The organism is Thauera sp. 27 (assembly GCF_000310125.2).
Classification (GTDB): Bacteria; Pseudomonadota; Gammaproteobacteria; order Burkholderiales; family Rhodocyclaceae; genus Thauera; species Thauera mechernichensis.
Genome location: NZ_AMXB01000003.1, coordinates 25,915 through 42,595, shown reverse-complemented (window position 1 = coordinate 42,595; position 16,681 = coordinate 25,915). Strand labels below are relative to the sequence as shown.

Here is a 16,681-nt window from a genome sequence, read left to right as displayed (position 1 = left end):
CGCTGCGGCCAGGGCCGCTGCAGGCGCGACTGACAACCCTCATTGCATCCAGCCGGGACCCGACATGGCAATGTACGAATCCGATCACACCAAGTTCATGCGCGAATGGCTTGCGCAGCATCCCGAGCAGGCGGCCGAACAGCAGAAGGGCCGCGCGCTGTGGTGGGACAAGCCGCAGGACGTCCGTGCGCAGGGCGCGCTCGAGCAGGCCAAGGTGCCGGTCAAGCCCTACTACTACGACAGCAACCACTGAGCCGTAACGCCCTGAACACCTTGCCGCAAGGGCGGCGCGAAGGCGGCGCGCGCGCATGAGCCTGCCGCGTCGCCTAGCCTTCATTGATGTCGAGAGCACCGGCGCCCATCCGGTACGCGACCGCATCACCGAGATCGCCATCCTGCGGATCGAGGACGGGCAGGTCGTCGCAAGCTGGGAAAGCCTGGTCTGTCCCGGTCAGCCGATTCCGCCGCTGATCCGCGAGGTGACCGGCATCTCCGATGAGATGGTTGCCGACGCGCCGAGCTTCGAAGCGCTCGCCGACAAGGTCGAAGCCCTGCTTGCCGACTGCGTCTTCGTCGCCCACAACGCCCGCTTCGACTTCGGTTTCATCAAGAGTGCCTTCGACCGCATCGGACGCCGTTTCGATGCGCCGGTGCTGTGTACGGTGAAGCTGTCGCGCGCGCTCTACCCCGAGCATCATCGGCACGGCCTCGATGCACTGATAGAGCGCCATCAACTTGTCTGTGACGCCCGTCACCGCGCCATGGGCGACGTGCAGGCGCTCTGGCAGTTCGTGTGCCAGGCCCGGGCCGCATTCGCTCCCGAGGTGCTCGAGCGCGCCGTCGAGCGTGCGATGAAGGCAGCGGCCCAGGCCCCCGGCCTGCCCGAGGGGCTGCTGGAGGCGGTGCCGGACGTGCCCGGGCTATACCTTTTTCACGATACCCCCGAGCCGCCCGCTGGTGCGCGCGACACTCGGCCGCTATACGTCGGCCGCGCGCAAAGCCTGCGTGCGCGGGTACGTGAGCATTTTGCCGCGCAGGCCCGCAAGGGGCGCGACGCCGAGCTGGCAGCAAGGGTGCGCCGGGTGGAGTGGGTCGAGACCGCGGGCGAGCTCGACACCTCACTGCAGGAGCTGGCGCTACTACGCCGCTTTGGCCCACCCTACAACCGACCTCAGGAGCCGGCGGACACGGTCTTTGCCTTGCGCCTGCTGACGGGGCGCCGGCGGGCACCGATCTATGAACGCGTGCCCGTGGCTGGCACCGATCCGGCGCAATGGACGGGCCTGCATGGCGTGTTTCGCAACGCGCGCGAGGTGGACAACCTTCTGCGCGAACTGGCGATGCTGTATCGCCTGTGTCCGCGCCGGCTGGGGCTGGAGGGTGGGAGCGGTCCGTGCTCGGCTTACCAAGGGCGCCGTTGTGCAGGCGTCTGCGCACGACGTGAGTCGATTGACGAGCATGATGGGCGCCTCGCCGCTGCTCTGTCGGCTCTGGGTCCGAAGCCGTGGCCGTGGTCAGGCGCAGTGTTCGTGCGGGAAAGCAATGCGCACAGCGGGCGCGAGATGTTCCATCTTTTCGACCGCTGGTGCCACCTGGGCAGCGTGCCGGACGCGGCCTCGTTGGCGGCCATGGCGGCGAGCACCGCACGTGCGTTCGATGCCGATGTCGCGCGCATCCTCACACGCTGGCTCGCTGTGCCGGTTCATCTTGCCGGTGTGCAGCCGGTGGACGGCCGGGGCGCAACAGGCGCCGAGTAAGGCCTGTTCGAGGGCCTGTGTGTGCAGTGCGCTCAGTGTGCTGCGCAGCTGCGCAGTTCCGAGACCCGGTTCAACACCATGCCACGCCGGCCGCGCGGCTGGATCATGCCGTCGCGGGTCAGTTGCGAAAGGATGCGCGACAGGGTTTCGGGCGTCAGGTTGAGCTGTGCCGCAATGGTCTGCTTGTCGATGTCGAGGCGGATCTCACAGTGCTCGGCATCGTCGGGCGCGAGGCGGGTGAGGTAGTGCGCGACGCGCTGCGTGCCGCTCATCTGCAGCTGTACCTGCATGGTCGACATCAGGTCGTAGTTCGCCATCGCCAGGCGCATCGCCATCGACACCGAGAATGCGGTCGAACTCACCATGGCTTCGCGCAGGAGGGTGGTCGGAACCAGCAGCAGCTCGGTTGCCGTCATGGCCTGAGCGTTGACGATGTGCGGGCGGTTGAGCATCGCTGCGTCCTCGCCGAAGAAACAGCCTGATTCCGCCAGGCTGACGATTTTCTCGCCGCCCGAGGGTGAGAGCACGAAGCACTTCACCCGGCCGGAGAGGACGAGGTAGACACCGCGCGGACAGTCATCCTGCTGCACGAGCAGTTCGCCGCGTGCCGCGTGGATGGGCCGCGCGCCGGCCTGGAGACGGTTGCGCTCCGCGTCGTCGAGCATGTTGAAAGGGCTGAAGCGGCTCAGTAGGCTGCTTGTATCGACGACGGGGGGCTTGCTGCGGTTCATGCGGTTCTCCTGCGGACGCCGTGTCTGGCGCTAGACCTGTACACTAGACACTTGTGCACCGATTTACGCCCTGCCAGCGCTGGGCCGGACGCCCGGTGTGGCTTGGCGCATACCTCCAAAGAGGTATGCGCCAAGCGTGTAAGTGCATGATTTGAATAGGGTGGCAAGAATGTGTGCTTCCGAGTTGCCTGACCCTGGCGTTAAAGGGGTATGTCCACGTTTCCGACGTGGGATTGCCTGAGCGGAGGTTGAGGATGAACTTTCCCACCCTGCGTCCGCTGGCAAGGCGTTCGATCATGCTGCTGGTATCGGTGGCAATGCTCACCCTCACCCTGATCACCCTTGCCGGTATGAGCGCCTCGGTGCTGGTCGTCGAGAGTGCGCGCGGCAGTGCGAGCGCGATCAACGTTGCCGGCAGCCTGCGCCGCTACACCCATCGCCTTGCCAACCTGATCGCGGTCGACGCGCTCTCGGGGCGTTCCGAGTCGCAGCGGGTCGAGGCGGCGGTGAGGGACTTCGAGACCCATCTCGAGCACCCTGCGCTGCTGCGCTTCGTCGAGCGTGCGCCCGGCGAGTTGTTTGCCGCCACGTACCGCGGCGTGCACGCATCCTGGCACTTGAGCCTCAAGCCGCGCATCGAGGCGCTTGGCGCCCAGTCGCCACCACCGCCCAATGAGCAGGTCGAGATCCTGCTGACCGAGGTCGACGCCTTTGTCGACCAGCTCAATACCCTGGTCGCCGTGCTCGAACACGATACCGAGAAGCGCATCCAGGACCTGCGTCTGATCCTGGCAGGGGCGATTGTGCTCACCGTGCTGGTGGTTGTGGTGGCGCTGTTGTTGCTCAAGCGTGCGCTGCTGACGCCCTTGCGTGGGCTGCTCGATGCGGCGCGGCGTATCGCCGGCGGCGATTTCGGGGTGCGTGTGAGCTACACCGGCCAGGACGAACTCGGCCGCGTCGGTCTGGCTTTCAATCTGATGGCAGATGAGCTTGCCGGCCACTACCGCACGCTGGAGCAGCGAGTTGCCGACAAGACATCCGAACTTCAGCGCAGCAACCGCTCGCTGGAGTTGCTGTACCACGCCATTGCCCGCCTGTACCAGACGCCAACGGCCACCGAGGCGTATGAGGCGACCCTGCGCGACATCGATCGGGTGGCGGGCCTGGAGGGCAGCTTTGTCTGCATCGAGCCGCGTCACGGTGGGCCGGCGAGTGTGATCGCTTCCTCGATGGGGGGCTGTCCCGACCGCAACGAGCGTGGCGAGGATGCCTGTGGCGCCTGTCGGGCGGCATCCGATGGCGTTGGGCTGGCGCTTCATCACCCGGCCTTGTTGCGCTTTCCGCTGCGCGACCGTGAGCACCACTACGGCATGCTGCGCCTTTCGCTGCCCGATGGGGCCCGCCTCGAGGACTGGCAGCGTCAGCTGGTGGAGGCGCTGTCGCGCCACATCGGCATGGCGCTCGGCGCGAGCCGGCGCAGCGAGCAGGAGCGCCTACTGGCGCTGCAGGAGGAGCGTTCGGTGATTGCGCGCGAGCTTCATGACTCGCTTGCCCAGGCGCTGTCCTACATGAAGATTCAGGTCAGTCTCCTGCAGGGCGTGCTTGCCGATCCGCAGCGGCGTGCCGAAGCCGAGCCCATACTGGCCGATCTGCGTGAAGGCATCAACGCGGCCTACCGGCAGTTGCGCGAACTGCTCGTCTCGTTCCGGCTCGGCCTTGCGGGCGACCTGAAGACCCTGCTCGCGGATGCCGTGCGCGAGTACGGGGCACGCGGTGGTGTGGAGGTGCAGCTGGAAGTTGCGCTCGGGGAGTGCACGCTGCGTCCCAACCAGGAAGTGCATGTGCTGCAGATCGCGCGCGAGGCCTTGTCGAACATGGTGCGTCACGCCCAGGCTCGCAGGGCCCGGGTCAGCCTGATCGGTACTGACGACGGGATGGTGGAGCTGACTGTCATGGATGACGGCGTCGGCCTCGGCATGCCGCCGGCCGATGCGCATAACCATCATGGCATGGCGATCATGCGCGAGCGTGCCAGCAGCCTTGGCGGCAGTATTGCGTTTGATGACCAAGCCGACGGCGGCACCTGTCTGCGGGTGCGCTTCCAGGCGGCCGCCAGCCTTGCCGAGCCTGTCGTTCCCCCCGCGCCCGCAGAGGCGCGAAGCCACGCCGGAGAAAGCCGCGCATGAATGAGCACCACCGCGTCCTGATCGTCGACGACCACCCTCTGTTTCGCAAGGGATTGGGCCAGCTGCTGCAGATGGTGCCCGGTTTCGTGCTTGCCGGTGAGGCTGCGGACGGGGAGGAGGGGCTCGCGCTTTCCCGCCAGCTCAAGCCTGACCTGATCCTGCTCGATCTCAACATGCGTGGCATGAATGGCCTGGAAGTGCTGCGTGGCTTGCGTACCGCCCGTATCGAAAGCAAGGTCGTCATGATCACCGTTTCGGACGCCGGGGAGGATGTCGTCGCTGCGTTGCGCGCGGGCGTCGACGGCTATCTGCTCAAGGACATGGAGCCTGAGGCGATGATGGCAGCGCTGGCCGATGTCGCGGCTGGCAGGGTGGTGATTCCGCCTCAGCTCAATCACCTGCTTGCGGCTGCGCTGCGCAGCGAGACCCGCCCGCAATCGGTGGGGGCGGCAGGTCTGACCGAGCAGGAGACCCGTATCCTCGAGAAGATCGCCGCAGGTTTGTCCAACAAGCAGATCGGGCGCGAACTGGACATCACCGAAGGGACTGTCAAGGTCCATGTCAAACACGTCCTGCGCAAGCTCGACTTGCGTTCGCGGGTGGAAGCCGCGGTGTGGGCGGTGGAGCACATACGTAACTGAGAGACGCTCGCAACTTGACTGTAGTCAATGATCCATGCGGTCCAGGAGGTATCCAATGGAATCGATAAAAAGGTCAGGTCAGCGAAGTGGAATCAGTCACTCTCTCCCGCAGGGGTTTCCTGCGGGGCCGCATGCGCAAGGTTGCGCCCGCACAGCGCCCCCCGTGGGCGCTTGCAGAGGATGATTTCATCTCCCGCTGCACCCGCTGCGACGCGTGTGTCGAGGCCTGCCCGACGCTGATTCTCGTGCGTGGGGAGGGTGGCTTCCCGAGCGTCGATTTCAGCAAGGGCGAGTGCAGCTTCTGTACCGAGTGCGTCACGCGGTGCGAGCCCCGTGCGCTGTTGCGCACCGATGCGCATGAGTTGCCGTGGGCGCTCGCCGCGCGCATCGGCGATGCGTGTATCGCCGCCGCAGGGGTCGAGTGCCGGGTTTGCGGTGAGTCCTGCCCGGTCGGCGCAATCCGCTTTCGCCCGCAACTCGGCGGCGTGTCGCGTCCCCAGCTCGATGTACAGACGTGTACGGGCTGCGGCGCCTGCTTCGCCCCTTGCCCGACGCGCGCGATCGCCATCGAATCACGATTGGATACGCCCATGGAGAGCGAACAATGAACATAGCAAGCCTGGTCGTGCGGGCTTTTCCCGCCGATTTCCCCACGGTGATGGAAGCCTTGCGCAAGATCCCCGGCGTCGAGCTGCATGGCGCTTCGGAAGAAAAAGGCAGCATCGTCGTCACGATCGAGGACGGCGAGGGCTGGTCGGTCACCGACTCGATCCTTGCGGTGAATCTTGCCCCGAAGGTCCAGGGCCTGACGATCGCCTATGAATACACCGATGATGGTCTCGAATTAACGGAGGCATGAAATGAGCATGAATCGACGCGAATTCATCAAGAACAATGCGGTTGCGGCTGCCGCGGCCACGGCCGGTATCGGCATCCCCGTGGTCACGCAGGCGCAGGGCGTGGCGCCGGCAGGTACCAATGTGCGCTGGGACAAGGCTGCCTGCCGCTTCTGTGGCACCGGCTGCTCGGTGCTGGTGGGTGTGCAGAACGGGCGTGTGGTGGCCTCGCAGGGCGACCCCGACTCGCCGGTCAATCGTGGCCTGAACTGCATCAAGGGCTACTTCCTGTCCAAGATCATGTACGGCGAGGACCGCCTGACACAGCCGCTGCTGCGCATGCGTGGCGGCAAGTACGACAAGAACGGCGAGTTCACCCCGATCAGCTGGGACCAAGCCTTCGACATCATGGCCGAGAAGTGGAAGGCCGCGCTCAAGGAACACGGTCCGCGCTCGATCGGCATGTTCGGCTCCGGCCAGTGGACGATCTGGGAAGGCTATGCGGCTGCCAAGCTGCACAAGGCCGGTTTCCGCACCAACAACATCGACCCCAACGCCCGCCACTGCATGGCTTCGGCGGTGGCAGGCTTCATGCGCACCTTCGGCATGGACGAGCCAATGGGCTGCTATGACGACATCGAGAACGCCGACGCCTTCGTGCTTTGGGGCGCGAACATGGCCGAGATGCACCCCATCCTGTGGAGCCGCATCACCGACCGTCGCCTGACCCACGCGGGTTGCGAGGTGCACGTGCTGTCGACCTTCGAGCATCGCTCCTACGAGCTCGCCGACAACCCGATGATCTTCAAGCCGCAGACCGACCTGGCGATGTTGAACTACATCTGCCATCACATCATCTCGACCGGTGCGGTGAACAAGGACTTCGTCGCCAAGCACGTCAAGTTCAAGCGCGGTGAGACCGACATCGGCTACGGCCTGCGCGGCAACCATGCGCTCGAGGTGAATGCGACCAACAACGGCTATCCCGGCGCCGACGGCAAGCCCAAGGGCAACCCGGGCAAGGCCGAGGACATGACGTTTGAGGAGTTCGCCGCCTACGTCTCCGAGTACACGCTGGAGAAGACCTCCAAGCTCTCGGGTGTGCCCGAGGCCCACCTCAAGCGCATGGCTGAGGTCTATGCCGATCCGAATCGCAAGGTCACCTCGTTCTGGACCATGGGCTTCAACCAGCACACCCGCGGTACCTGGGTGAACAACATGATCTACAACGTCCACCTGCTGGTGGGCAAGATCTCGGAGCCGGGCAACAGCCCGTTCTCGCTCACCGGCCAGCCTTCCGCCTGCGGTACCGCGCGCGAGGTCGGCACCTTCGCCCATCGCCTGCCGGCGGACATGGTCGTTACCAATCCGAAGCACCGCGAGTACAGCGAGAAGATCTGGCAACTGCCTGAGGGCACCATCCCCGACTGGATTGGCCTGCACGCCGTGGCACAGAGCCGTGCGCTCAAGGATGGCACGCTCAAGTGCTACTGGACCACGACCACCAACAACATGCAGGCGGGGCCCAACGTCAATGACGAGATCTATCCGGGCTGGCGTAACCCGGAAGCCTTCGTCGTCGTCTCCGATGTCTATCCGACCGTGTCAGCGCTGTCGGCCGACCTGATCCTGCCGGCTGCGATGTGGGCAGAGAAGGAGGGCGCTTTCGGCAATGCCGAGCGTCGCAGCCAGTTCTGGCGCCAGCAGGTGAGCGCGCCTGGCCAGGCCAAGTCCGACCTGTGGCAGTACATCCAGTTTGCCAAGCGCTTCAAGGTTGAGGAGGTGTGGCCCGAGGAACTGCTGGCCAAAAAGCCCGAGTACCGCGGCAAGACGCTGTACGACATCCTGTATGCGAACTCTGAGGTCACCAAGTATCCGCTCGAGGACGTCGCCAAGGTCAATGAGCACGCCTGGGCGGGCTACATGAACGACGAGTCCAAGGAGCTTGGCTTCTACCTGCAGAAGGGGCTGTTCGAGGAATACGCGAAGTTTGGCCGCGGCAAGGCGCACGATCTGGCCGACTTCGATGACTACCACCGCTCCCGCGGTTTCCGCTGGCCGGTGGTCGAGGGCAAGGAAACCCTGTGGCGCTACCGCGAAGGCTATGACCCCTACGTCGAGGCAGGCGAGGGTTGGAGCTTCTATGGCTATCCGGACAAGAAGGCGATCGTGTTCGCGCTGCCCTACCAGGATCCGCCCGAGATGCCGGATGCCGAGTACGACATGTGGATGTGCACGGGCCGTGTGCTGGAGCACTGGCATACGGGTTCGATGACGCGCCGCGTGCCCGAGCTGCACCGCTCGGTGCCGGACGCGCAGGTCTTCATGCACCCGGACGATGCCCAGAAGCGCGGCCTGCAACGTGGTATGGCGGTGAAGATCGTCTCCAAGCGTGGTGAAGTGGTGGCGCGTCTCGAGACGCGTGGCCGCAACAAGCCGCCGGTCGGCCTCATCTTCATCCCCTTCTTTGACGAAGGGCGTCTGGTGAACAAGCTGATCCTGGACGCGACCTGCCCGATCTCGAAAGAGACCGACTTCAAGAAGTGCCCGGTCAAGGTGGTCAAGGCCTGATAAATGGAGGCGTGAGTCCGGCTTGCGCACGACCGACCGGGGGGCGGCGTGCGCGGGCGGGGATCCACGAATGAAATGAGCAAGCAAACGGAAAACACCGAGCGCAAAGGGGCCACCGTCCCGTCCTCGCGCCGCCGGTTCCTCAAGGAATCGGCGGGCGTGGCAGGCGGTGCCGGCCTGCTCGCGCTCGGTGCCGGGATGTACGCGAAGCAGGCGTCGGCGTTGCCGGCCACTGCCATCCGTCCGCCCGGGGCGCTCCCCGAGCCCGAGTTCCTGGCCGCCTGTGTGCGCTGTGGCCTGTGCGTGCGCGACTGCCCCTACGACACCCTGAAGCTGGCCGAACTGGGCGACGGTGTCGCCACCGGCACGCCCTACTTCGAAGCACGCAGGATCCCCTGCGAGATGTGCGAGGACATTCCCTGCGTGGTTGCCTGTCCGACTGGTGCGCTCGATCGTGCGCTCACCGACATCGAGCAGGCGCGCATGGGACTGGCCGTGCTCATCGACCAGGAGAACTGCCTCAACTTCCTCGGCCTGCGCTGCGATGTGTGCTACCGCGTGTGCCCGGTCATCGACAAGGCGATCACGCTCGAGCGCATGCACAACCCGCGCTCGGACCGTCACGCCATGTTGCTGCCCACGGTGCATTCGGATCACTGCACGGGTTGCGGGAAATGCGAGCAGGCCTGCGTGCTGCCGGGCGAGTCGGCGATCAAGGTGCTGCCGATCAAGCTCGCCCAAGGTTCGAAAGCCGACCATTACCTGCGCGGCTGGGAACAGAAGGAAGCGGCCGGGCAGTCGCTCATCGGCGACCAGATCGAGCTGCCTGTGCGAGGCCTGGAGGACAAGGCCTTTGGGGATACCCGCGTGCGTCCTGGTGAAGCGCCGACCCGTACGCCCGAGTATGCACCGACGGCCCCCGGCGGACTGGATTCGGGGTGGAAGCCATGAGCACGCAGACGACTTCCGTGATGGCGGGCGGCAAGCCCGAGCGCACGGTGCCGCCCACCAGTGTGCGTGGTGCGGCGATGCGTGGTGTCGTTGCGCGGCCAGGGCATGAAGCGATCGAGGCCAAGGGTTGGTTCGGTGCCCACAAGTGGTTGCTGCTGCGGCGCGCTTCCCAGTTCGGCATCCTTGCGCTGTTCCTGGTCGGGCCCTGGCTCGGCTGGTGGATCGTCAAGGGCAACCTGGCCTCAAGCCTGACCTTGGGCGTGCTGCCGCTCACCGATCCCTTCCTGATCGCGCAGCAGGTGGCGGCGGGGCAGTGGCCGTATCGCGAGGCCTTGCTCGGTGGTGGCATCGTGCTGGCCTTCTACCTGCTCCTCGGTGGGCGGCTGTTCTGCTCCTGGGTATGCCCGGTGAACCTCGTCACCGATGCTGCGGCCTGGCTGCGGCGCCGGCTGGGGCTCAAGGGCGGCAAGGCGCCTGCGGCGAGCACGCGCTACTGGCTGCTGGGGTTCGTGCTGGTGATCGCGGCGGCAACCGGTTCGCTGGCGTGGGAGTGGGTGAATCCGGTGTCGATGTTCCACCGTGGGCTGATCTTCGGCTTCGGCCTGGCCTGGGGCATCGTCGGCGGCATCTTCTTTTACGACCTGCTGATTGCGCCGCGCGGCTGGTGCGGTCACTTGTGCCCGCAAGGCGCCTTCTACGCGCTGCTCGGCCGTGCTTCGGTGCTCAAGGTGTCGGCCGCCAGGCGCAGCGCCTGCAACGACTGCATGGACTGCTTCGCCGTGTGCCCCGAGCCGCAGGTCATCCGTCCCGCGCTCAAGGCGGCCGGGCAGGACCACCCCCTGATTCTGGATGCCGACTGCACCACCTGCGGACGCTGTGTGGATGTATGCGGCAAGGACGTTTTCCGTATTACGACCCGATTCAACAGGAGCGAGTCATGAAAAAACAAACCCGCAATCTCGTGATCGCGCTCGTCGCCGCACTCGGCATCGGCGCTGCACTGCCCGATGCCGCCGAGGCCCAGAGCGTGCGCAGTATTCGTGGCGCCGACGTCGCCGATCCCGAACTGGCCGTGGGCAACTACAAGCTGATCCCCGACCAGGCCCCGCTGCCGCGTGACTATGTGCAGCAGCCACCGCTGGTGCCGCACAAGATCGATGGTTATGAGGTCACCATCAATTTCAACAAGTGCATGGACTGCCACTCCTGGACGCGTTATCGCGAGACCGGTGCGACCAAGGTCAGCATCACGCACTTCAAGGACCGCGAGGGCACCGAACTCTCCAACATCTCGCCGCGGCGCTATTTCTGCCTGCAGTGCCATGTGCCGCAGACCGATGCCCGCCCGCTGGTCGAGAACCAGTTCCAGCGCGCCCAGGGCCTGCGCTAAGGCCGACTGAACGGGGTATGAAATGACCGACAACAAGAAGAGTTTGATGCAGCGCATCCGCGGCGCCGGTTGGGGCGCGGTCGTGCTGCTGTTCGCGGCCGGTGTCGTGTTCTGGGGCGGCTTCAACTGGGCCCTGGAGGCGACCAACACCGAGAAGTTCTGCATCTCCTGCCACGAAATGGAGGAGAACGTCTTCAAGGAGTACCGCAACACCATCCACTACCAGAACCGCACCGGTGTGCGCGCGACCTGCCCGGACTGCCACGTCCCCAAGGAGTGGGGGCCGAAGATGGTCCGCAAGGTCCAGGCCTCGCGTGAGCTGTACGGCAAGGTGATGGGCACGATCGACACGCCCGAGAAGTTCAACAAGGAGCGCCTCCGCCTCGCCGAGAACGAATGGCGCCGCATGAAGGCGAACGACTCGCGCGAGTGTCGCAACTGCCACAGCTTCGAGTACTTCGACTACTCGGCGCAGGGTCGCCGCTCCAACCAGATGCACCAGGCTGGCTTCGCCGAAGGCAAGACCTGCATCGACTGCCACAAGGGCATCGCTCACTCGCTGCCGCCGGTCGCGCAGGATATCGGCGCCGAGCGTGGCGGTGTGACGCCGGAGACCATGCACCCGACGCCGCCCGCCGCCCAGCAGTAAGCCCTGGCGTGAAGGGCAGAGCGGGGGCTTAGGCGCCCGCTCCACATATCCGCCCCCTGCGGCGCTGATCAGGATCGGTGGCGCAGGGGGTTTGCCATTGCCTTTCGGCGCAGCTCGGGATGGCGTCGCCTGCCATCCCTGTGGTTCAATCCGTCCCCATGCTCGAAGCCCAAGATCTCGCCTGCCTGAAGGGCGATCGCCTGTTGTTCCGCGACCTCGCCTTTCGCCTGCAGGCGGGCGAAATGCTGCGTATCGCCGGCCCCAACGGGGTAGGAAAGACCAGCCTGCTGCGCCTGGTCACCGGCCTTGCCTTGCCGGAAGCCGGGGAGGTGCGCTGGCGCGGCCACTGTATCCGCCGCGAGCGCGAAGCCTTCCATGGCGAACTGCTCTATCTCGGCCATGCGCCGGCCCTCAACGACTTGCTCAGCCCGCTCGAGAACCTCCGCTTTGCCTGTGCCGCGGGAGGCGACCATGTCGCCGAGGATGACTGCGTACAGGCGCTTGTCCGCATCGGTCTCGAGAACCAGCTCGATCTCCCCGCACGGGTGCTGTCGCAGGGCCAGCGCCGGCGTGTGGGGCTTGCCCGCCTGTTCCTGTCGGCGCGGCGGCCGTTGTGGGTACTGGACGAACCCTTCACTGCACTCGACGTGCACGCGGTGGCCGATCTGGCCGCGACCCTGTCCGCACACTGTGCGGACGGTGGCTGCGTGATGATGACCACCCACCAGGATGCACCCTTTGCCCGCCCACCCGCGGTGCTCGATGTCGGAGCCTTTGCATGCTGAGCACCTTCCTCGCCGTGCTGCGCCGCGACCTATTGCTGGCGTGGCGCGGGCGCGCCGACGTACTGGTGACGCTGGCCTTCTTCGTCATCGTCGTCTGTCTGTTCCCGTTCGGTGTCGGTGCCGAGCCCAACCAGCTGCGCGCGATCGCACCCGGCGTGTTGTGGGTGGCCGCCTTGCTCGCGTGCCTGTTGTCCTTGCACCGGCTGTTTGCACAGGACTATGCGGACGGAACCCTGGAGCAACTCCTCCTGTCTAGAGAGCCTGCTGCTGTATGGGTGATGGCCAAGGTGCTGGCCTTCTGGCTCAGCACCGGCCTGCCGGTGATTGCGGTTGCGCCTGCGATGGCCTTGCTGCTTGACCTGGAGCAAGGTGGACTTTCGGTGTTGGTACTAAGTTTGACGCTGGGCACGCCGATCCTGACCTTGCTGGGCGCTGTAGGCGCCGCCCTGACGCTTGGCCTGAGAGGTGGCGGGATGTTGCTGGCGCTGCTTGTACTGCCGCTGTTCGTGCCGGTGCTGATCTTCGGTGCGGGGGCGGTCGAGGCCGAGGTGTCGGGTAGTGGTGCCTTGGCTCACCTGCTGCTGCTTGGTGGCGGGCTGGCCGGTGCGGTGGCGCTTGCCCCCTGGGCGTGCGCCGCGGCGCTCAGGATTTCGACCGAATGATGATGTGGCCGCGCATTTGCGTGTGTGGCCTTGAGACGAGACAACGACCGATCTTCGCATGACGACCTCCGAACGCAGTCGCAGCGTGCTCCGCTTCGCATCCCCGCAGTACTTCTATCCGCTCGCTGGCAAGCTTGCCCCCTGGTTCGCAGCCCTGGCGGTCGTGCTCACCCTTGCCGGCCTCTGGCTGGGCTTTTTCGTGGCACCCACCGATGCAACCCAGGGCGAGGTCTATCGGGTGATCTTCATCCACGTGCCTGCGGCCTGGATGTCGATGTTCATCTACCTGGTGATGGCCTTCTGGTCTGCGGTCGGCCTGGTCATGAACACGCGCCTGTCCTTCGTGATGAGCCAGGCGCTGGCGCCCACTGGCGCGATCTTCTGTTTCCTGGCGCTGTGGACCGGCGCGCTGTGGGGCAAGCCGACCTGGGGGGCCTACTGGGTGTGGGACGCACGCCTGACCTCGCAGTTGCTGCTGCTTTTCCTTTATTTCGGCTTCATCGCGCTCACGCGCGCGATCGAGGACCCGCGCCGCGCCGACCGTGCCGGCGCCATCATCGCACTGGTCGGTGCGGTGAACGTGCCCATCATCTATTTCTCGGTGAATTGGTGGAACACCCTGCACCAGGGTGCTTCGGTGAGCCTTACCAAGGCGCCGTCGATGGCGGCGACGATGCTCGCCGGCATGCTGGTGATGGCGATCGCGGCGTGGATGTACACCATCGCCGTGGTGCTGTGGCGGGTGCGCCCGATGATCCTCGAGCGCGAGCGCCACACCGAATGGGTGGGCACGGTGCTTGAGAAGGAATTGCAGGCCGTTGCAGCGAACAAGGGAGGACGTGCCTGATGCAATGGGAAAGCTGGTCCGCGTTCTGGGACATGGGCGGTGCAGCCATCTTCGTCTGGGGCAGCTACGCCGTCACCTTCGGATTGCTCGCGCTGGAACTCGTGCTCGTGTTCCAGCGTCGGAGAGACACGACGCGCCGACTGCTGCGCTGGCGGCGGGCGGTCGGCAAGGAAGTTGGCAAGCATGATGGCGGCGAGTTCGAGCCCGCCCTGGAGTCTGAAAGATGAAAGCCCGTAGCAAGCGTCTGATGTTGGTTGGCGGCGGTGTCGCCCTGTTGGTGGCGGCGGTCGCCCTCGTGTTGAGCGCCTTCCAGCAAAACCTGGTGTTTTTCCACACGCCTTCCGAGGTTGCCGAAGGCAAGGCGCCCCTGGGCAAGACCTTCCGCATCGGCGGCATGGTCGAGGATGGCTCGATCGCGAGAGAGGCCGATGGACTCACCGTACGTTTCGCCATCACCGATACCGCGAAGGTCATTCCGGTGACCTACCGTGGCACGCTGCCCGACCTCTTCAAGGAGGGCAAGGGCGCAGTGGTGCAGGGGCGGCTCGAGGACGACGGCATTTTCCGTGCGACGGAGGTACTCGCCAAGCACGACGAGAACTACATGCCACCCGAGGCCGCACACGCGGTCGAGCAGGCGCAGAAAGCCGCCCAAACCGTGAGCCAGTGACGCCATGATTCCCGAACTCGGACATTTCGCGCTCATCCTCGCGCTGGTGCTGTCGCTGGTGCAGGGCATCGTGCCGCTGGTCGGTGCCAGCCGCAACAGCATGGCGCTGATGGCAGTCGGCCGGCCTGCAGCACAGGGTCAGTTCTTCTTCATCCTGTTCAGCTACGTATGCCTGACCTGGGCTTTCGTCACCAGTGATTTCTCGGTGCAGCTGGCCGCGTCGAACTCGCACAGCGCCACGCCGCTGATGTACAAGATCACCGGCGTATGGGGCAACCACGAAGGTTCCTTGCTGCTGTGGGCGATGTCGCTGTCGTTGTGGACGGTGGCGGTGACGGTGTTCTCGCGCCACCTGCCCGAGGCCTTCATGGCCCGCGTGCTCGGCGTGCTGGGTTGGGTCAGCGTCGGCTTCATCTCCTTCACGCTCGTTACCTCCAACCCGTTCGACCGCCTGCTGCCGGCGGTGGCCGAGGGCCGTGACCTGAACCCGCTGCTGCAGGACCCGGGGATGATCATCCACCCGCCACTGCTCTACATGGGTTATGTCGGTTTCTCGGTGGCTTTTGCGTTCGCCATTGCCGCGCTGCTCTCCGGCCGGCTCGACGCTGCCTGGGCGCGCTGGTCGCGGCCATGGACCACGGTGGCCTGGGTGTTCCTGACTGCGGGTATCGCGGTCGGTTCGGGCTGGGCGTACTACGAGCTCGGCTGGGGCGGCTGGTGGTTCTGGGATCCGGTCGAGAACGCCTCCTTCATGCCGTGGTTGCTTGGCACCGCGCTGATCCACTCGCTCGCGGTCACCGAGAAGCGTGGTGCGTTCCGTAGCTGGACGGTGCTGCTGGCGATCGCGGCGTTCTCGATGTCGCTGCTCGGCACCTTCCTCGTGCGTTCGGGCGTCATCACCAGTGTGCATGCATTTGCGACCGACCCGAAGCGCGGTCTCTACATCCTTGCCCTGCTCGTGCTGGTGATCGGCTTTTCGCTGATGCTGTACGCGATGCGTGCCAACAAGCTGATGGGTGGCGGTAGCTTTGCGCTGGTATCGCGCGAGACCTCGCTGCTCGGCAATAACGTGCTGCTGACCGTGGCTTCGGCGTCGGTGCTGCTCGGCACGCTCTATCCGCTGTTCCTCGATGCGCTCAACCTGGGCAAGATCTCGGTGGGGCCGCCGTACTTCGAGGCGGTGTTCGTGCCGCTGATGACGCCGGTGGTGGTACTGATGATGTTCGGCCCCTTCCTGCGCTGGAAGGACGATGATTTCGTCGCGGCGGCGCGCAAGGTCGCGCCAGCCTTCGTTGCCAGCATCCTGATCGGAATCGGTGCGGCGATGGCGGTGGATCACCTGACCTGGCGCACAGCGCTGGGCCTGTTCCTTGCCGCCTGGGTGGTGCTGGCCAGCATCCAGCTGCTCTATGGCCGCCTCAAGGAGCGCGCCGGTGCATCGGTCGGATCGCGCCTGCGCTCGATCACTGCATCCTGGTGGGGTATGTGGCTCGCACACCTCGGAATTGGCGTGTTCATCATCGGCGTCACCATGGTCGGCAGCCTCGATCAGCACCTTGACGTCAAGATGCAGGAAGGACAGCGTGCAGAGCTTGCGGGCTACACCTTCACCTTCCGTGGCGCGATCGACGCCGATGGCCCCAACTACGACGCCGCGCGCGGCATCATCGACGTAACGCGCAACGGTCGTGCGATTGCGACTCTGACGCCCGAGAAACGCCTTTACTGGGCGCAGGGCATGCCGATGACAGAGGCCTCGATCGACATCGGCCCGTTCCGCGACGTGTATGTATCGCTTGGTGAACAGCTCGAGACCGGGGCATGGATCGTCAGCCTGTACTACAAGCCCTTCATCAGCTGGATCTGGCTGGGTTGCACGTTGATGGGTCTTGGCGGACTGTTTGCCGCGGCCGACCGCCGTTATCGCCGCCTTGCCGAGCGCGATGCCAAGGTCGGCGCAGGGCGCAGCGTTGCCGGCGCAGCCTGAGTGGAGACCGGACAAGCC

General features: G+C 65.4%; 18 protein-coding genes. 17 read left to right on the top strand and 1 reads right to left on the bottom strand.

What is annotated here, in order from left to right:
• The first annotated feature begins 64 nt into the window (after nt 1–64).
• The gene (locus B447_RS02105; RefSeq protein ID WP_002926078.1) at nt 65–253 is read left to right on the top strand and encodes a DUF3460 family protein; all 189 of its coding nucleotides are present in this window, start codon (nt 65–67) and stop codon (nt 251–253) included.
• Nucleotides 254–308: 55 nt separating this feature from the next.
• Nucleotides 309–1,757: an exonuclease domain-containing protein gene (locus B447_RS02100; protein WP_002926075.1), complete on the top strand. Its 1,449-nt coding sequence runs from the start codon at nt 309–311 to the stop codon at nt 1,755–1,757.
• A gap of 32 nt (nt 1,758–1,789) precedes the next feature.
• Here the strand turns inward: B447_RS02100 and B447_RS02095 are convergent, their stop codons facing one another.
• On the bottom strand, nt 1,790–2,488 hold the full coding sequence (locus B447_RS02095; protein ID WP_002926074.1) for a Crp/Fnr family transcriptional regulator: 699 nt from the start codon (nt 2,486–2,488) through the stop codon (nt 1,790–1,792).
• A 254-nt stretch (nt 2,489–2,742) separates the two neighbouring features.
• Between B447_RS02095 and B447_RS02090 the strand changes: the two genes are divergently transcribed.
• From B447_RS02090 to B447_RS02020, 15 genes are all read left to right on the top strand, one after another.
• Nucleotides 2,743–4,674, top strand: coding sequence for a histidine kinase (locus B447_RS02090; protein ID WP_002926073.1), 1,932 nt, complete (start codon nt 2,743–2,745; stop codon nt 4,672–4,674).
• A complete protein-coding gene (narL, locus tag B447_RS02085) occupies nt 4,671–5,315 on the top strand; it encodes a two-component system response regulator NarL (RefSeq protein ID WP_002926072.1) in 645 nt (214 codons plus the stop codon). Before B447_RS02090 ends, narL begins: the two co-directional genes overlap by 4 nt.
• 86 nt (nt 5,316–5,401) lie before the next feature.
• The gene (gene napF / locus B447_RS02080) at nt 5,402–5,923 is read left to right on the top strand and encodes a ferredoxin-type protein NapF (RefSeq protein WP_083485739.1); all 522 of its coding nucleotides are present in this window, start codon (nt 5,402–5,404) and stop codon (nt 5,921–5,923) included.
• On the top strand, nt 5,920–6,174 hold the full coding sequence (locus tag B447_RS02075) for a chaperone NapD (protein WP_002926070.1): 255 nt from the start codon (nt 5,920–5,922) through the stop codon (nt 6,172–6,174). The genes napF and B447_RS02075 overlap by 4 nt, the downstream gene beginning before the upstream one ends.
• A 1-nt stretch (nt 6,175) precedes the next feature.
• Entirely contained in the window at nt 6,176–8,722 is a 2,547-nt protein-coding gene (napA, locus tag B447_RS02070) for a nitrate reductase catalytic subunit NapA (RefSeq protein WP_002926069.1), read from the top strand.
• 75 nt (nt 8,723–8,797) lie between these two features.
• A complete protein-coding gene (gene napG, locus B447_RS02065; RefSeq protein ID WP_002926067.1) occupies nt 8,798–9,673 on the top strand; it encodes a ferredoxin-type protein NapG in 876 nt (291 codons plus the stop codon).
• Nucleotides 9,670–10,614, top strand: a complete 945-nt coding sequence (gene napH / locus B447_RS02060) for a quinol dehydrogenase ferredoxin subunit NapH (RefSeq protein ID WP_002926065.1) — start codon at nt 9,670–9,672, stop codon at nt 10,612–10,614. The genes napG and napH overlap by 4 nt, the downstream gene beginning before the upstream one ends.
• Nucleotides 10,611–11,063, top strand: coding sequence for a nitrate reductase cytochrome c-type subunit (locus B447_RS02055; protein ID WP_002926061.1), 453 nt, complete (start codon nt 10,611–10,613; stop codon nt 11,061–11,063). The genes napH and B447_RS02055 overlap by 4 nt, the downstream gene beginning before the upstream one ends.
• 22 nt (nt 11,064–11,085) lie before the next feature.
• Nucleotides 11,086–11,712 carry a NapC/NirT family cytochrome c gene (locus B447_RS02050; RefSeq protein ID WP_002926059.1) on the top strand — a complete coding sequence of 209 codons (627 nt, stop codon included), beginning with the start codon at nt 11,086–11,088 and terminating at the stop codon, nt 11,710–11,712.
• 158 nt (nt 11,713–11,870) lie between these two features.
• Nucleotides 11,871–12,497, top strand: coding sequence for a cytochrome c biogenesis heme-transporting ATPase CcmA (gene ccmA / locus B447_RS02045; RefSeq protein WP_002926056.1), 627 nt, complete (start codon nt 11,871–11,873; stop codon nt 12,495–12,497).
• Entirely contained in the window at nt 12,491–13,159 is a 669-nt protein-coding gene (gene ccmB / locus B447_RS02040; RefSeq protein ID WP_002926054.1) for a heme exporter protein CcmB, read from the top strand. The genes ccmA and ccmB overlap by 7 nt, the downstream gene beginning before the upstream one ends.
• Nucleotides 13,160–13,217: 58 nt before the next feature.
• Nucleotides 13,218–14,006, top strand: a complete 789-nt coding sequence (ccmC, locus tag B447_RS02035; protein ID WP_002926053.1) for a heme ABC transporter permease CcmC — start codon at nt 13,218–13,220, stop codon at nt 14,004–14,006.
• Nucleotides 14,006–14,233, top strand: coding sequence for a heme exporter protein CcmD (gene ccmD, locus B447_RS02030; protein WP_002926051.1), 228 nt, complete (start codon nt 14,006–14,008; stop codon nt 14,231–14,233). Before ccmC ends, ccmD begins: the two co-directional genes overlap by 1 nt.
• Entirely contained in the window at nt 14,230–14,676 is a 447-nt protein-coding gene (gene ccmE, locus B447_RS02025) for a cytochrome c maturation protein CcmE (protein ID WP_002926049.1), read from the top strand. Before ccmD ends, ccmE begins: the two co-directional genes overlap by 4 nt.
• Nucleotides 14,677–14,680: 4 nt before the next feature.
• Entirely contained in the window at nt 14,681–16,663 is a 1,983-nt protein-coding gene (locus B447_RS02020) for a heme lyase CcmF/NrfE family subunit (RefSeq protein ID WP_002926047.1), read from the top strand.
• Nucleotides 16,664–16,681: the final 18 nt, after the last annotated feature.

Coding starts and splice junctions, on each gene's coding strand:
- B447_RS02090 (WP_002926073.1), top strand. CDS start 2,743: ATGAACTTTCCCACCCTGCGTCCGCTGGCAAGGCGTTCGATCATGCTG.
- ccmB (WP_002926054.1), top strand. CDS start 12,491: ATGCTGAGCACCTTCCTCGCCGTGCTGCGCCGCGACCTATTGCTGGCG.
- B447_RS02095 (WP_002926074.1), bottom strand. CDS start 2,488: ATGAACCGCAGCAAGCCCCCCGTCGTCGATACAAGCAGCCTACTGAGC.
- ccmA (WP_002926056.1), top strand. CDS start 11,871: ATGCTCGAAGCCCAAGATCTCGCCTGCCTGAAGGGCGATCGCCTGTTG.
- napG (WP_002926067.1), top strand. CDS start 8,798: ATGAGCAAGCAAACGGAAAACACCGAGCGCAAAGGGGCCACCGTCCCG.
- B447_RS02020 (WP_002926047.1), top strand. CDS start 14,681: ATGATTCCCGAACTCGGACATTTCGCGCTCATCCTCGCGCTGGTGCTG.
- ccmE (WP_002926049.1), top strand. CDS start 14,230: ATGAAAGCCCGTAGCAAGCGTCTGATGTTGGTTGGCGGCGGTGTCGCC.
- B447_RS02055 (WP_002926061.1), top strand. CDS start 10,611: ATGAAAAAACAAACCCGCAATCTCGTGATCGCGCTCGTCGCCGCACTC.
- narL (WP_002926072.1), top strand. CDS start 4,671: ATGAATGAGCACCACCGCGTCCTGATCGTCGACGACCACCCTCTGTTT.
- ccmC (WP_002926053.1), top strand. CDS start 13,218: ATGACGACCTCCGAACGCAGTCGCAGCGTGCTCCGCTTCGCATCCCCG.
- B447_RS02050 (WP_002926059.1), top strand. CDS start 11,086: ATGACCGACAACAAGAAGAGTTTGATGCAGCGCATCCGCGGCGCCGGT.
- B447_RS02105 (WP_002926078.1), top strand. CDS start 65: ATGGCAATGTACGAATCCGATCACACCAAGTTCATGCGCGAATGGCTT.
- napA (WP_002926069.1), top strand. CDS start 6,176: ATGAGCATGAATCGACGCGAATTCATCAAGAACAATGCGGTTGCGGCT.
- ccmD (WP_002926051.1), top strand. CDS start 14,006: ATGCAATGGGAAAGCTGGTCCGCGTTCTGGGACATGGGCGGTGCAGCC.
- napH (WP_002926065.1), top strand. CDS start 9,670: ATGAGCACGCAGACGACTTCCGTGATGGCGGGCGGCAAGCCCGAGCGC.
- B447_RS02075 (WP_002926070.1), top strand. CDS start 5,920: ATGAACATAGCAAGCCTGGTCGTGCGGGCTTTTCCCGCCGATTTCCCC.
- B447_RS02100 (WP_002926075.1), top strand. CDS start 309: ATGAGCCTGCCGCGTCGCCTAGCCTTCATTGATGTCGAGAGCACCGGC.